The sequence below is a fragment of the Nocardia concava NBRC 100430 genome, from assembly GCF_000308815.1.
GTDB lineage: Bacteria > Actinomycetota > Actinomycetes > Mycobacteriales > Mycobacteriaceae > Nocardia > Nocardia concava.
Genome location: NZ_BAFX01000109.1, coordinates 12,671 through 26,802, shown reverse-complemented (window position 1 = coordinate 26,802; position 14,132 = coordinate 12,671). Strand labels below are relative to the sequence as shown.

15 protein-coding genes are annotated in these 14,132 nt (G+C 68.2%); 9 read left to right on the top strand and 6 right to left on the bottom strand.

Annotation, left to right across the window (positions count from 1 at the left end):
• Positions 1-132 precede the first annotated feature (132 nt).
• Together ON43_RS26355 and nudC are read left to right on the top strand one after the other, a co-directional pair.
• Complete coding sequence (locus ON43_RS26355; RefSeq protein ID WP_040811735.1) at positions 133-1,194, top strand: potassium channel family protein; 1,062 nt, start codon at positions 133-135, stop codon at positions 1,192-1,194.
• A gap of 23 nt (positions 1,195-1,217) precedes the next feature.
• Positions 1,218-2,147 carry an NAD(+) diphosphatase gene (nudC, locus tag ON43_RS26350; protein WP_040811716.1) on the top strand — a complete coding sequence of 310 codons (930 nt, stop codon included), beginning with the start codon at positions 1,218-1,220 and terminating at the stop codon, positions 2,145-2,147.
• 63 nt (positions 2,148-2,210) lie between these two features.
• Here nudC and ON43_RS26345 read toward each other — a convergent pair whose 3' ends face one another.
• Complete coding sequence (locus ON43_RS26345) at positions 2,211-2,462, bottom strand: mycoredoxin (RefSeq protein WP_040811715.1); 252 nt, start codon at positions 2,460-2,462, stop codon at positions 2,211-2,213.
• Between the two features lie 109 nt (positions 2,463-2,571).
• Between ON43_RS26345 and ON43_RS26340 the strand changes: the two genes are divergently transcribed.
• Genes ON43_RS26340 through ON43_RS26330 form a run of 3 tightly spaced genes read left to right on the top strand, consistent with a single transcriptional unit; the run spans position 2,572 to position 3,874 of the window.
• Complete coding sequence (locus ON43_RS26340; RefSeq protein WP_040811714.1) at positions 2,572-2,994, top strand: SRPBCC family protein; 423 nt, start codon at positions 2,572-2,574, stop codon at positions 2,992-2,994.
• Positions 2,991-3,416, top strand: coding sequence for an EVE domain-containing protein (locus tag ON43_RS26335; protein ID WP_040811713.1), 426 nt, complete (start codon positions 2,991-2,993; stop codon positions 3,414-3,416). The genes ON43_RS26340 and ON43_RS26335 overlap by 4 nt, the downstream gene beginning before the upstream one ends.
• Positions 3,413-3,874 (top strand): MarR family winged helix-turn-helix transcriptional regulator, encoded by a 462-nt coding sequence (locus tag ON43_RS26330; protein ID WP_051179249.1) that lies wholly within the window; start codon positions 3,413-3,415, stop codon positions 3,872-3,874. The genes ON43_RS26335 and ON43_RS26330 overlap by 4 nt, the downstream gene beginning before the upstream one ends.
• A gap of 116 nt (positions 3,875-3,990) precedes the next feature.
• On the opposite strand, the gene ON43_RS26325 is transcribed toward ON43_RS26330, so the two are convergent.
• Positions 3,991-5,286 (bottom strand): low temperature requirement protein A, encoded by a 1,296-nt coding sequence (locus tag ON43_RS26325; RefSeq protein ID WP_083913737.1) that lies wholly within the window; start codon positions 5,284-5,286, stop codon positions 3,991-3,993.
• Positions 5,287-5,376: 90 nt separating this feature from the next.
• Between ON43_RS26325 and ON43_RS26320 the strand changes: the two genes are divergently transcribed.
• From ON43_RS26320 to ON43_RS26310, 3 genes are all read left to right on the top strand, one after another.
• The gene (locus tag ON43_RS26320) at positions 5,377-7,533 is read left to right on the top strand and encodes an ATP-dependent DNA helicase UvrD2 (protein WP_083913742.1); all 2,157 of its coding nucleotides are present in this window, start codon (positions 5,377-5,379) and stop codon (positions 7,531-7,533) included.
• Between the two features lie 155 nt (positions 7,534-7,688).
• Entirely contained in the window at positions 7,689-8,051 is a 363-nt protein-coding gene (locus ON43_RS26315) for a hypothetical protein (RefSeq protein WP_040811711.1), read from the top strand.
• A 139-nt stretch (positions 8,052-8,190) separates the two neighbouring features.
• Entirely contained in the window at positions 8,191-8,511 is a 321-nt protein-coding gene (locus ON43_RS26310) for a WhiB family transcriptional regulator (RefSeq protein ID WP_040811710.1), read from the top strand.
• A 110-nt stretch (positions 8,512-8,621) separates the two neighbouring features.
• Here ON43_RS26310 and ON43_RS26305 read toward each other — a convergent pair whose 3' ends face one another.
• The 3 genes from ON43_RS26305 to ON43_RS26295 all read right to left on the bottom strand — a co-directional run bounded on the left by ON43_RS26305 (position 8,622) and on the right by ON43_RS26295 (position 12,399).
• A complete protein-coding gene (locus ON43_RS26305) occupies positions 8,622-10,010 on the bottom strand; it encodes an ABC1 kinase family protein (protein ID WP_051179246.1) in 1,389 nt (462 codons plus the stop codon).
• Between the two features lie 44 nt (positions 10,011-10,054).
• On the bottom strand, positions 10,055-10,915 hold the full coding sequence (locus ON43_RS26300) for a hypothetical protein (RefSeq protein ID WP_040811708.1): 861 nt from the start codon (positions 10,913-10,915) through the stop codon (positions 10,055-10,057).
• A gap of 83 nt (positions 10,916-10,998) precedes the next feature.
• On the bottom strand, positions 10,999-12,399 hold the full coding sequence (locus tag ON43_RS26295; protein ID WP_040811707.1) for a zinc-dependent metalloprotease: 1,401 nt from the start codon (positions 12,397-12,399) through the stop codon (positions 10,999-11,001).
• 85 nt (positions 12,400-12,484) lie between these two features.
• Here ON43_RS26295 and ON43_RS26290 point away from each other — a divergent pair, with 85 nt between their 5' ends.
• Positions 12,485-13,510, top strand: coding sequence for a YlbL family protein (locus ON43_RS26290; RefSeq protein ID WP_218003370.1), 1,026 nt, complete (start codon positions 12,485-12,487; stop codon positions 13,508-13,510).
• Position 13,511: 1 nt separating this feature from the next.
• Here ON43_RS26290 and ON43_RS26285 read toward each other — a convergent pair whose 3' ends face one another.
• Positions 13,512-14,120 (bottom strand): PPA1309 family protein, encoded by a 609-nt coding sequence (locus ON43_RS26285; RefSeq protein ID WP_040811705.1) that lies wholly within the window; start codon positions 14,118-14,120, stop codon positions 13,512-13,514.
• Positions 14,121-14,132: the final 12 nt, after the last annotated feature.

The following is a 14,132-nucleotide window of genomic DNA, read 5'->3' as shown; positions in this document are numbered from 1 at the left end:
TGGCCGGAATCCACCTCCTCGAGGCGAGATCCCGGCCAAAACCATGCCGGGATGACGGGGGAATCTTGCCGCGCCCGGTACGCTCCGGACCTGTGCCGCAGCTAGAAGTCTCCGCAGGGTCCGGTGATTCGCGTGTTCGGTGACCCGTCGCGCGGTCTGGGCAACCTGAACGACCGCCCCGATTTCGCGCTGGTCGGCATCCTGCGGATCCCGTCCACGCAGTCCAGCCCGTGGTATTCGCTCGCCCGGCGAGTCGGCCTGGCGGTGCTGCTGCTCATCGCGGCCACCGTCGTCGTCTATATCGGCCGCGACGGCTACCACGACAACGCCCGCGACGAGATGGGCCTGCTCGACGCCGCGTACTACGCCACGGTGTCGCTGTCCACCACCGGCTACGGCGACATCACACCGGTCACGCCCACCGCGCGGCTCATCAATATTCTCGTGGTCACGCCGCTGCGAGTCTTGTTCCTCATCGTGTTGGTCGGCACCACCCTGTCGGTGCTGACCGAACGGTCCCGGCAGGCGTTCAAGATTCAGCGATGGAGGCACACCGTGCGCAATCACACCGTGGTCGTCGGCTACGGCACCAAGGGCCGCACCGCCGTCGACGCCATGCTGGCCGACGGCGTCCAGGCCAATGACATCGTCGTGGTCGACACCGACCCGCAGGTCCTGGAATTCGCCGCCAATGCCGGACTGGTCACCGTGCACGGCTCGGCCACCAAGTCGGATGTGTTGCGGCTGGCCGGAGTTCAGCACGCCTCCGCCGTCGTGGTCGCCACCAACCGCGACGACACCGCGGTGCTGGTCACCCTCACCGCGCGCGAAATCAATCCCAAGGCAAAGATTTCCGCCGCCGTGCGCGAGGCCGAGAACACCCACCTGCTGCGGCAGTCCGGCGCGGACTCGGTGGTCGTCTCCTCCGAAACCGCTGGCCGCCTGCTCGGCATCGCCACCACCACCCCCGCCGTGGTGGACATGATCGAGGACCTGCTCACCCCCGAAGCCGGTTTCGCCATCGCCGAACGCGAGGTGGAGACCGAGGAGGTCGGCGGCTCCCCGCGCCACCTGCGCGACATCGTGCTCGGCGTGGTCCGCGACGGCCGGCTCATCCGCGTCGGCGAACCCGAGACCGACGCGCTGGAGAGCAGCGACAAACTGCTGTATCTGCGCCGCGTCTCAGCCGGATAACCCGGTCCGGCTAGTCTCGAACCGTGTCAGGTTTTCAGCTGAATGCGGTTCCGGTGCTGTCCCGTTCCACGCTCGACCGCGCGGAACACCTACGCGCCGACGAGCAGGCCCTGAAAGAGGGCTGGGCGCAGGCGAAACTCCTTCGAATGAACAAGCGTGGCCAGGTCCGCATCGACGGCGGCACCGTGGTGCTGGAACCGGCCACCACCCTCGCCGCCGAGCCGGCCGTCGACGCCGTCTTCCTGGGCGTGGACGACGGCATCCACCTGTGGGCGGTGCGCGACAACACCATTGAGGGCGAGCTCGCGGATCTGCGCGCCTACGGGGCCACCCTGCAACTCGATGACTTCGGCACCGGCCTGCTCGCCACCGCTATCGCCCTGCTGAACTGGCACGGCAAGGCCCGCTACAGCTCCGCCGACGGCACCGCGACCGTCTCCACCAATGGCGGCTGGTCGCGCACCAGCGAGGCCGGGCACGAGGAATTCCCGCGCACCGATCCGGCCGTCATCTGCCTCATCACCGACGAGCCCGGCGACCGCGTGCTGCTCGGCCGCCAGAACTCCTGGCCGGAGGGGCTGTTCTCGCTGCTGGCCGGATTCGTGGAGGCGGGGGAGTCGCTCGAGCGCTGCGTGGAACGCGAGATCAAGGAGGAGGTCGGCGTCGACGTCCGCGAGATCCGCTACCTGGGCAGCCAGCCCTGGCCGTTCCCGCGCTCGCTCATGCTCGGCTTCACCGCCGTCGCGGATCCGGAGCAGCCCTTGACCTTCCACGACGGGGAGATCGTCGAGGCGTACTGGTTCACGCGCGACGAGGTGCGCGAGGCGCTGGCCGCGGGGGCGTGGGGACGCGACAACACCGAGGTGCTGCAGACCACGGATCGGAAACTGCTGCTGCCGGGGTCGATTTCGATCGCCCGGACGATCGTCGAATCCTGGGCTGCCTGGGAGTAGTTCAGGGCACAGCGTGAAGCCGCACACCCCTCGGTGTGCGGCTTCATCTATATGTGGTGGAACTCAGCCGATGGTGGCGAGTGCTTCCTTGACCTGAGCCAGGCTCGGATTGGTGGCGGTCGAGCCGTCCCGGTACTTGATCGTCGGCACCACATGGTTGCCGTTGTTCACGCTGCCGACGAACTCGGCGGCCTCGGGATGGTCTTCGATGTCGATCACCTCGTAGGTGATCCCGGCCTCGTCGAGCTGGGTCTTGAGACGACGGCAGTAGCCGCACCAGGTCGTCGAGTACATGGTCAGGTCGGTGGCAGTCACGAGTCGTGCAACATACTCCGAGCTGATCGTGTTCCCCTCATCGGGGCGCTGTGAGCGGATCGATGATCAGGGGTTGACGAGATAAATAGTAAGCGCGCATACTAATTGCATGACGTTCATCGCTGAAGCCTCCGCCACCTCGACCGCCGCTCCCGCCGCCTTCTTCGCCAAGTGGGCCGACATGGCCACCTGGCCGGAATGGAATCAGGACACCGAATGGGTGGTCCTCGATGGCCCGTTCGTCCAGGGTGCGACCGGGACCCTCAAGCCCAAGGGCGGTCCCAAGACCAAATTCGTGGTCACCAAGCTCACCGATTCCGAATTCGTCGACACGTCCAAGCTGCTCGGCGCGCGGCTGATCTTCGCCCACAAGGTGGTCGTCGAAAATGGTCTGACCACTGTCACGGTCCGCATCACCATGGAGGGCCCGCTGCGCGGACTCTGGAACAAGATCCTGGGCGGCGACCTCGCCAAGACCGTGCAGCACGATGTCGACGCGCTGGTCGCGGCCGCCGAGGCGGTGCTGGTATGACCACCAGATACTGGCTCGGCGTCGTCTCCCGCGACCATGTCCGCCGCGGCGTGGAACTCGGCTTCGCACAAGCCAATCACGGCAAGCGCGCCGCCGTGGAACGCATGAGCCCCGGCGACGGCCTCGTCTACTACTCGCCCCGCACCGGCATGCGCGAGGGTGAACCGATCAAATCCTTCACCGCCCTCGGCACCATCGCCGAGGGCCCGGCCTGGCAGGTCGAGGAGGCGGGCGGCTGCTTCCGCCCGTGGCGGCGCGCGGTCGACTACGACCCCGACGCCCGCCAGGTCCCGATCGACGACCTGCGCACCGAACTCGATCTCACCAGCGTCCCCAATTGGGGAATCGTGTTGCGCCGCGGCCTGGTCGAACTCACCGCCCACGATTTCGACCTCATCTCGCGCGCTATGGTCGGCCAGTGACGAATGGCGGACTGCACACCGAATTCGAGCACGCCGACGAAAGCCCCGGCCTCTTGCTCTGGCAGGTGACCAACCGCTGGCAGGCCGCCCAGCGCGCGGCCCTCGCCCCCTTCGACCTCACCCACGTCCAATTCGTCCTGCTCGCCTCCCTGACCTGGCTCACCGGCCGGTCGGGCGGCGACCCGGTCACCCAGCGCGACATCGCCGATCAAGCCGCCACCGACCCCATGATGACCTCCCAGGTCCTGCGCACCCTGGAACAAAAGGGTCTCCTCGAACGCCGCGACCACCCCACCGACAAGCGCGCGAAATCCCTCGTCCCCACCGAATCCGGTGCGGCCCTTGTCAATCGGGCCATCGGCGCGGTCGAAGCCTGCGACCGCGACTTCTTCGCCCCGCTCGGCGACAGTGGCCCGCGCTTCACCGCCGCCCTACGCCAACTCCGCGACCGCGGCTGACATGACCCCGTCATTCCGGCGTGCATGACCCCGTCATTCCGGCGTGCTCTTGGCCGGAATCCACCGTGCCGCCATGGATCCCGGCCAAAAGCACGCCGGGATGACGAGGGGCACTCCTACGCCGCGCCGGAACCGTTGCGCCACTTGCCCGCTGCCCAGGTCTCCCACAGCAGCGGCCAGATGACCAGCGCCGCGACCGCGCATACCAGCGGCAGGGCGGTGAGGTGGGTGGCGAAGACGCCGAGGATTACGGCGAGTGCTGCGCAGGGGAGGGGCCAGACCAGGAGCCAGCGCCACCCGGCGCCGCTACGCACGCCGCTCACGCCGACTACCGCGAAATAGGCTGCGGCGCCGCCGCACAGCGCCCAGCCGACGCCGGTGGTGAGGTGGCCGTGGGCGTGGTCCATGGCCAGGCCCAATCCTGCTGCCAGGGTGGCGATCGCGCCGGTGACGCCGCAGTGGGTGAGCATGATGCGTTGCCACGGTTCGTTCTCGGCGGCGACGACGTCGACGATGAGCCGGGGGATGAAACCGAACAGCAGCGTCAGCGCCCACAGGCCGGCCAGGATGACGAAGGCGGCGAAGGCGAGAGCCAACACCCCGGCGTTCCATTGGACGCCGCCGAGCGCGGTGATGATCGCGATGACCCCCTCACCGAGCACGATGATCACGTAGAGGCCGAGGCGTTCGCCCAGGTGCGCCGGATCCGCGTGCAGCACTTCCATTTTCGGGACTTTGCGTCGCTCGAAACGGTCGGGGTCGTAGCGCGGGCTCTGCTGGATGCGGCGCACCCTGGCCTGCAGCCGCTTGCGCCCTTCGGCCAGCATCTTCTCGCCGCTGATCGCGAACATGACGTACAGATCCAGCGCCAGACCCACCGCCCACAGCCAGTACTTGCCCGGCTCGCCGACCCACAGCGAGATGACCCACGGGTACACGCCGATCGTGAGCTGCATCGACGGCCAGTCGACCACGATCCGGCCGCGGCCGAACAGGTGCTCGGACCCGAGCCGGACCAAGACATACACCGCGGCGAAGGTGGTGGCGTGCCGCTCCGGAATCCCTGGCACCGCGGCGGCCATCAAGCCCAGACCCAGCATGGCCGCGAGCATCAACGGCACCCGAGCGTTGTCACGCTCGATATTGCCGTACAGCGTGATGCAGGCCCACACCATCCAAAAGGCCAGGTAGAGCGCCACGTACAGGGCGAAATCGCCCAGTGAGGGTCCCCGGTGCAGCAGGTGGGTCAGTTGGCCGATGCCCGCCACCGCGACGAGGTCGAAGAACAGCTCGATCCAACTCGCGTGCCGCTCATATGTCTCGGTTGACGCGTCGCCGCCGGTATCGGGTGTTCCGGCCTTGCCGGTCTCCGGTGTCTCAGCGCCGCCGGTCCCAGGTGTCTCATTGACCACATCCGCACGCTAACCGGACCGCCCGGCATCTGCCCGGTTTCCGTGCCGCCACGCCGAGGGCCGCCGCACCTGTCGGAGGGCACTGTCATGATGGAGCGCGTGACTGCCGCGACCACCCAGGCCCAGCTCCGGCTCGACGAACTCGATGCCGAGCAGGCCGCGGCCGTGCGCGCGCCCCGGGGACCGGTGTGCGTGCTGGCCGGCGCGGGAACGGGCAAGACGCGCACCATCACCCACCGCATCGCGCATCTGGTCTCGGCCGGGCACGTGCGGGCCGATCAGGTGCTATCGGTGACGTTCACCGCCCGTGCGGCGGGGGAGCTGCGGAATCGGTTGCGTGCCTTGGGTTTGAGCGGTGAGGCCGGGCAGGTGCAGGCCCGCACCTTCCACGCCGCCGCGCTGCGGCAGCTCAAATACTTCTGGCCCCAGGTCGTGGGCGATGTGCCGTGGCGGCTCATCGACGGCAAGTTCCCCATCGTGGCTCAGGCCGCCGGGCGGGCCGGGCTGCCCACCGACACCGACAGCCTGCGCGATCTGATCAGCGAGATCGAATGGGCCAAGGGCTCGCTCATCGCGCCCGAGGATTACGCCGGTGAAGTGGGCCGCCGCCACCGCGACGTGCCGTTCGAGGCCAAGAAGGTCTCCGCGGTCTACACCTACTACGAGGCGCTCAAGACCACGCCCGAGGGCCTGCTGCTCGACTTCGACGATCTGCTGCTGCACACCGCCGCCGCGCTCGAGGACTACACCTCGGTCGCCGAGGAGTTCCGCGGCCGGTACCGCTGTTTCGTGGTGGACGAGTACCAGGACGTCACCCCGCTGCAGCAGCGGGTGCTCGACGCCTGGTTGGGCGATCGCGACGATCTGACCGTGGTCGGCGACGCCAACCAGACCATCTACTCCTTCACCGGGGCCAGCCCTTCCTATCTGCTCGACTTCTCCCGCCGCTTCCCGGACGCGACCGTGGTCCGCCTGGAACGGGACTACCGCTCCACGCCGCAGGTGGTGTCGCTGGCCAACCGGGTGATCGGGGCGGCCCGCGGCCGCATCGCGGGCACCCGGCTGCAGCTCATCGGCCAGCGCCCGGACGGACCCGAACCGACCTTCGCCGAATTCGACGACGAGCCCGCCGAGGCCGCCGCCGTCGCCAAGGCGGTCGCCAAACTGCTCGGAAACGGTGTTCCCGCATCCGAGATCGCGATCCTCTACCGCATCAACGCCCAGTCGGAGGTCTACGAGCAGGCGTTGACCGAGGCGGGCATCGCCTACCAGGTGCGCGGCGGCGAGGGCTTCTTCAACCGGCCCGAGGTGCGGCAGGCGGTCTCCACCCTGCGCCAGACCGCCAACCGCGAGGACCTGCCCGATGCCCGCGGCGAAAAACTGGTCACCCTGGTCCGCGCTGCGCTGGCTGGGATCGGGCTCACCAAGGAAGAGCCCGTCGGTGTGCAGGCCCGCGAGAAGTGGTCGTCCTTCATGGCCCTGGTCCAGCTGACCGAGGAACTCGCCGAGCACGACCCCGAACTCGACCTGACCGGCCTGCTGCGCGAGCTGGCCGCCCGCGCCGAGGCCCGGCACCCACCGACCGTGCAGGGCATCACCCTGGCCTCGCTGCACGCGGCCAAGGGCCTGGAATGGGATGCGGTGTTCCTGGTCGGCCTGGCCGACGGCACCATGCCCATCCAGCACGTACTCGGCCCGGACGCAACGGTTTCCGATGAGGCCGCCCTGGAGGAGGAACGCCGCCTGCTCTACGTCGGCGTCACCCGCGCGCGCGAGCACCTCCAGTTGTCCTGGGCGCTGGCCCGTTCCGCGGGCGGCCGCAAGGTGCGCCGCCGCTCCCGGTTCCTCATCGGCCTGGTCCCCGATGATTCCCCGGCCTCGCGCATCGCGACCCACACCACCGACCGCCGCCCCGGCCCCAAACGCGTGCACCCGACCTGCCGCGTCTGCGGCCGTCCACTGCTGAACACCCAGGCCACCATGCTCGGCCGCTGCTCGCGCTGCCCGGCCGACATCGACCCGGAACTGCTGGTGGCCCTGCAGGAATGGCGTCGCGAGAAGGCCGACGAACTGAAGCTGCCCCATTTTGTGGTGTTCAGCGATACGACCTTGACAGCCATCGCCGAACAACGGCCCGCCGACGACAAGGCACTGGTGTCGATCCCGGGCATCGGGGCCAAGAAGCTGCAGACATACGGGGCGGATGTGCTCGCGATCGTGCGGTCGCGGCTCCGCGACTCTTCCTAGTCCCGAAAGAAAATGTGGGCAAGCCCCCAAAACCGCAGGTCAAAAATAGGTTGTGTGCATCCGTACGACTACCTAGTGTGGTTCACATGCACCGGGGAAGAACCCGCGCGCTTTAGACAACTGATCGCATACGAGTGAAGGAGGGAGGCAGACCAATGAACGGCATCGTGAACAGCATCTCGACCGGCAGTATCGCCGGGCGTTTCGCATGCGCACCTGTCATGTCCCTGGCGTCCGCCTCCCGGGGGATCCTCGCGTTGCAGGGGATTCGTGTGTCCGGCGTGAATGCCGATCTGGGCCTTCAGGTCTTTGCAAGCAAAGCCCAAGCGGACAAGCAGATCGTGATCATGCAGGACAAGCCCAAGGGTGACTGGCAGCCGGCTGCCGCATATGCGGCCGTCGAGTTCGTCGCCGATCCGGCCGGAACCGAGCGTCCGGTCCATCTGACGGCAGTCCGCCCCAACACCACCGACCCAGCGACCGTGATCAGGAGTCGACACCGAAGTCGACTCAGGTAGGGAACCACTCCCAGACCTCCTGGCCACGGATCGCGAAAAGCGCGAATACCGTGGCCATTGTTTTATCGGCCCTCAGCCACCGGCACCGGTCTTCGCGAACACACCGAACGACCGAAAGCACGAGCTGAAGGAGCCCGACGTGTCTACCACCACGGTCATCCGTGAACGAGTGACATGCCGCAACACCGTGGCCAACACGACCGCCCGCACCCGCCGGACGGTCACCATCTCCATCCCCTGCCGAGTCGGCAACCCGGACCTGTGGTTCGCCGAGTCTCCCGCCCAGCTGGAAGAGGCGAAGACGCTGTGCGCGTCTTGCCCGATCCGTCAGGGCTGCCTGTCGGCGGCTCTGGATCGCGCTGAGCCCTGGGGTGTCTGGGGTGGCGAGATCTTCGACCAGGGTGTCGTGATCGCCCGCAAGCGCCCCCGTGGGCGTCCGCGCAAGGTCGCGGTGGCATGAGTACCCCGGCTTCCGGGGGAGTTGAACGCATACGACCCGCTTACCGTGTGGTAAGCGGGTCGTTTTGCGCTGGAACGCTTTTCAAACGTGCCAAGCGAGCTGTCGGGGTGTCAGCTTGCGGCGCTGAGGGTTTCGGCGTAGCCGGGGACCCAGTCGCGCATGAGTTTCATGAAGGGGACTTCGGCGTCGAGTTGGGCACAGATGCCGACGGAGCCGCCGAGGACGCGGAAGATCATGACGTGTTCGGCCGGGAGTTGAAGCGAGCGGGCGGTTTTCATCATCTCGGAGTTGGAGATGTCGGTGGCCTTGCCCGCGACGCGTTGCATCCAGCGGCGGGTGAAGTGGAAGGTCTCGGTCTTGATGGGGTCGGTGAAGGGACGCAGGTAGGACTGGATCTCCTCGATGCTGACCGTCTTGCCGGGGATGACCCAGCCGTTGTCGTGCAGCAGCGCGGTCAGCTCGTCGTAGCGCTCCTCGACCTCGAGTGCCACCATCTGCCCCAGGATCTTGGGGAAGCCGTTGGGTAGGGGAGCGCAGGCGCCGTAGTCGATGACCGCGAGCCGGCCGTCCTCGAGCACCATGAAGTTGCCCGGATGCGGATCGGCGTGCAGCAGGCCCGCGATGGCCGGTGAGCTGAAATGGAATTCGCCCATCAGCGCCGCGGTGCGGTTGCGCTCCTCGACCGTGCCCTCGGGATCCTCCATGCCGCGCTGGATGATCTTGGAGACCGGCGTGGCGCCGTCCAGCCACTCGGTGACGATCACCTTCGGCGCGCTGGCCACCACCTTCGGCACCAGGAACCGCGGATGCCCGTCGAAGGCCTTGGCGAACTGGCGCTGGTGCCCGCCCTCGATGCGGTAGTCCAGCTCCTCCTCGGTGCGCTCGCTGATCTCGGCCAGGATCGGCTTGACGTCCGCGCCCGGAATCAGCGCGCCCATCATGCCCGCCATCCGGTTGAGGGTCTTGAGATCGGCGCGCAGCGCCTCGTCCGCGCCCGGATACTGCACCTTCACCGCGACCACGCGGCCGTCGGACCAGATGGCCTTGTGCACCTGGCCGATGCTGGCCGAGGCGGTGGGCTGGTCGTCGAACTCCCGGAAGCGTTGCCGCCAACCGGTTCCCAGCTGCTGATCCAGCTGCCGGTGCACCGCGGCGGCGGGCATGGGCGGCGCGGCGGCCTGCAGCTTGGTGAGCGCCTCGCGGTAGTGCTCGCCGAACTCCTCCGGGACGGCGGCCTCCATCACCGAAAGCGCCTGGCCGAACTTCATGGCCCCGCCCTTGAGCTCACCGAGCACCGCGAACAGCTGTTCGGCGGCCTTCTGGTTCAGCTCGGCGTTGATCTCCTGCTTGTCTCCCCCGGCAAGTTTGCGGCCGAAACCCACGGCCGCCCGCCCTGCGATGCCGAGTGGAATCTTGGCCAGCTTGGCATTGCGGGAAGAGCGCTTGCTCACAATCTCTGACACGTTCCCATCATGCCGATGTCCCAGACGGTGCGCCATGGGAATTGGGTGTTTGTTCGGGTCGCGAACGATAGTGGTTTCCGTCACAGTCCCGCTCCTTCGGTGCAACCGCAGCCGGAATGGGCGGGCCACGTGCGCCGATCCAGATGCGGAACATCGGGATCCAGCTCCAGCGTGGCGTTCAGGGTGGCCGGTGGCCGCGCGGCCGGGCCGAAGGCCACCGTCTCGATTTCCTTGAGCGCCAAGGCCGCCGTCATCGCGACGCCCGCCGGGGAGGCGCATCCGACTCGGCCCAGCAACTGCGCGGCCAGCTGCGGCCAGTCCGGTTCGCGCTCGGTGCGGTACAGATCCGCGCAGCGCAGACAACTGGTTTCACCGGGCAGCACCAGCGGGCCGACAAGCCCGCGCCCGTCGCGAACCCGCACCTGCAGATGGGGAATGCCCTGGCGCATCAGCTCCGCGACCAGCCCGGGATCGGGGACCAGGGCATCGCAGAGCACCAGCAGATCCGGGCGGTCGGCGGCGAGGCTCGCCGCGAGCCCCTCGCCGTAGCGGTCGTGAGAATGCCCGGCCCGCAACCCGATTCGGCGCACCCCCGCCAGCACCGCGTCCGCCAGCGGCCCGCGCCCGTGAATCCGCACACTCCGCAACCGGGACCGCGGTTCGTCCCGGGCCAGCAGATCGGCCGCCGCCAGCTCACCGAGCAAGGCCCGGGCCGTCTCGATCCCGAACCCCAATTCCCGCGCCTGCCAGAGAAACTCGGCCTCGGTGCGGGACCCGTCGAGCAGCCGCAGCAGCGCGGGCACCGCCTCGACCGGCCCGGGCGGCCGCACGATCACCGCCGCGTCCGGATCCCACCCGAGCTGCACGGCACCGTTCGGCCGCAGCAGCACGGTGATTCGAGGATGCAGCAGGGGTCCGCGCGTCGCGGTCGAGGTCGTCATGCCTCCAGCGTGCGCGCCCCCGGAAACGCGAAAACCCGCGAAAACGCTTGTTCATCAGCGCTTTCGCAGGTTATCCACAACCTCTACTTCGCGTCTTCCCCGTCGGAGTCCTCGCCCTTGGCTTCCTTCTCGGCGCGCTCGCGCGCCTCCGTCTCGGCCAGTTGCGCCAGCGGATCGTCGAAGGCGCTCGCCTCGCCGCCGCCCAGCACCGAATCGATGAAGCCCGCGGGCGAATCCAGATCCGAGGAGTCGGGCAGCAGGTCCGGGTGCGCCCAGACGCCGTCACGTTTCTCCAGCCCGGCATCGGTGGTCAGCCGCCGCCACAGCGCCGCCGCCTCGCGCACCTTGCGCGGCCGCAGTTCCAGCCCGACCAGGGTCGCGAAGGTCTGCTCGGCCGGACCGCCGGTGGCGCGCCGCCGGCGCAGCGTCTCGGCCAGTGCGCCCGCACCGGGCAGCCGATCGCCGACGGCGTCGGTGACCACGGTCTCGACCCAGCCCTCGATCAGCGCCAGCAGCGTCTCCAGCCGTTCCAGCGCGGCCTTCTGCTCGGGCGTGGTCTGCGGCTCGAAGGTGCCCTGCGAGAGCAGCTCTTCCAGCTTCGACGGATCCTGCGCGAGGGTCATCGGATCCAGACCCGCCGCGGCCTGCTCGATCGCCGAGAAGTCCATCTTGATGCCGCGCGCGTAATCCTCCACCGCGCCCAGCACCTGATGGCGCAGCCACGGCACGTGCGCGAACAGCCGCTGGTGCGCGGCCTCGCGGGCGGCCAGGTAGACCAGGATCTCGCTCTCGGGCTGCTCGAGCCCGGCGCTGAATTCGGAGATGGCCGTCGGCATCAGCGCCTCGGTCCCGTCCGGCCCCAGCGGCAGGCCGATATCGGTGGAGGTCAGCACCTCCTTGGCGAGCTGGCCCAGCGCCTGACCCAGCTGCGAGCCGAAGGCGAGTCCGCCCATCTGCCCGAGCATCCCGAACATCGGGGCCGCGAACTCCTTGGCCTCGGCCGGGAGGGTGGCGGTCCACATGCCCGAAACCTGTTCGGCCACCGGATCACACAGCCGCTTCCAGGTGGGCAGCGTCTCCTCGATCCAGTCGTTGGCCGTCCACGCCACGGTCTTGGACGCGCCCGCCGGGAAGGTGGTGGCCGCGTCGAGCCACAGTTCCGCCAGATGCGCGGCGTCGTTCACCGCGCTCTGCGAGCCGGAGGACACCGGTGCGACGGTTGCTCCCAGCTGCTGCCGGGCCAACCGCTTGGCGATGTCGTAATTGACCGGTCCGCTCTGTGCGCCCGGCTGACCCATGCCCGAGAACATGGCGCCCAGCTGGGTCAGCATCTGACCGAGTTGCGAGGGATCGAATCCGCCGCCGCCCTGACCCCCGATGGGGAATCCGAACGGGTTGTTCGCACCAGAACCGCCCGACTGGTCCCCGGGCTTGCGCTCCGGATCGTCATCGCGGTTCGAGAATCCGAACGGGAAATCACTCATAGCTACTACGGTACTGGAGCCACGGACCACGCGAACCGCCGAGCGGAGCGCGGCAATGGCCTTGATGACCAGTACCCTTGGCCGCGTGAACCGCCGCATTGTCACCCTGTTGGCCGCCCTGGTCCCGATTCTGGTGCTGGGAATCGTGGGCAGTGTCGTCACCGTCCCGTTCGTGGCGCTCGGACCTGGCCCGACCTTCAATACGCTGGGCGAAGTCGAGGGCAAACAGGTGGTCGAGGTGCAGGGCGTGGAGGTGAAACCCACCTCCGGCAACCTCAATATGACGACGGTGTCCGTTCGCGACAAGCTGAATATCTTCGAGGCGATCGGCTTGTGGGTCGACGGTCAGCACGGTTTGGTGCCGCGCGCGGAGGTCTATCCGCCGGGACAATCGCGTGACGATGTAGACAAATCCAATCAGCAGCAGTTCAAGGATTCCGAGGATTCCGCCGAATTGGCGGCCCTGAATTACCTGAAGCTGCCGACCGCGGTGCAACTGGCGAATGTCTCCGACGACGGGCCCGCCAAGGACGTCCTGAAGAAGGGCGACGAGCTGGCCAGCATCGACGGCAAGACGATCACCACCGCCAAAGACGTTGTCGCCGCGGTTTCCTCGGTCAAGCCCGGCACCGCGGTGAAGGTGGTGTTCCGCCGCGACGGCGTCGAGCAGACCGCCGAGATCACCCTGGCCGCGCGGCCCGACGACGCCAACAAGGGCTACCTCGGCATCACTCCCGACGAGATCTCCAAGGGCCCGATCAAGGTCGACTTCAACCTCGGCGAGATCGGCGGCCCCTCGGCCGGGCTCATGTTCACCCTGGCCCTGATCGACAAGCTCACCACCGGCGAGCTGTCCGGCGGCAAGTTCGTCGCCGGCACCGGCACCATCGACCCGGACGGCAAGGTCGGCCCGATCGGCGGCATCCAATACAAGATGATCGCCGCCCGCGAGGCCGGCGCCGTCACCTTCATGGTCCCCGCCGCCAACTGCAACGAGGCCGCCCAGCGCACCCCCGAGGGCCTGCGCCTGGTCAAGGTCGAAAACCTCTCCGGCGCAGTCCAATCCCTCGAGGACATCAACGCGGGCAAGGACGTCCCGAGCTGCGGTTAGCTCAGAACTCGTCGGGGTCGTTCTCGAGCGTATGGAGCAGCGCCTCGACCAGGTTCGTGGCCAGGTTCGGGGCGGTGCGCAGTTCGAGGTCGCCGAACGGGTCCTCTTCGTCCTCTGCCGGGCGGACCTGTAGCAGCGACAGCGACGTGCCGTCGCGTAGTACTCCCACGAACAGTCGCGCGTCGCGGCGGTCGGCGTGGGTCAGCGCGGCCTGCCGCCCGGCCTGGTCGGCGGCGTCGCGGTCGGCCAGCAGCGGCGCGATGGCGTCGTCGAGGGTCTGCTCGGCGGTGGGCGGCAGCACCACGATCTGCTGGGCCAGCACACAGCCCTCGACCGAGGCGGGCCAGCTGGTGGTGCCCAGGAATTCGTCCAACGCCCTGGCGTCGGCCTCACCCGCGATGTCGTCCGGGAAGGGTTCCTGCGCAATGGGAGTCAGCGCGTTGTGGGCGTCGAGCTGATCCAGCAGTCCGGGCTCGGCGGCGACCAGATCGGCGGTCGGGACCAGCGCGAACATCTGTGGCGGGCGGTCCCACCCCTCGCCGTCGACATACTCCGCGACTTCCCGAATGGACCGGTACAGGGCCGACGCCGCCCACTGCTCTGGATTCACCCCGCAATCCTC

Bases quoted from the DNA above. Each gene is read 5' to 3' on its own strand.
- ON43_RS26315 (WP_040811711.1), top strand. From the start codon at position 7,689: ATGAACGGCATCGTGAACAGCATCTCGACCGGCAGTATCGCCGGGCGT.
- ON43_RS26340 (WP_040811714.1), top strand. From the start codon at position 2,572: ATGACGTTCATCGCTGAAGCCTCCGCCACCTCGACCGCCGCTCCCGCC.
- ON43_RS26305 (WP_051179246.1), bottom strand. From the start codon at position 10,010: ATGGCGCACCGTCTGGGACATCGGCATGATGGGAACGTGTCAGAGATT.
- ON43_RS26335 (WP_040811713.1), top strand. From the start codon at position 2,991: ATGACCACCAGATACTGGCTCGGCGTCGTCTCCCGCGACCATGTCCGC.
- ON43_RS26295 (WP_040811707.1), bottom strand. From the start codon at position 12,399: ATGAGTGATTTCCCGTTCGGATTCTCGAACCGCGATGACGATCCGGAG.
- ON43_RS26300 (WP_040811708.1), bottom strand. From the start codon at position 10,915: ATGACGACCTCGACCGCGACGCGCGGACCCCTGCTGCATCCTCGAATC.
- ON43_RS26320 (WP_083913742.1), top strand. From the start codon at position 5,377: ATGGAGCGCGTGACTGCCGCGACCACCCAGGCCCAGCTCCGGCTCGAC.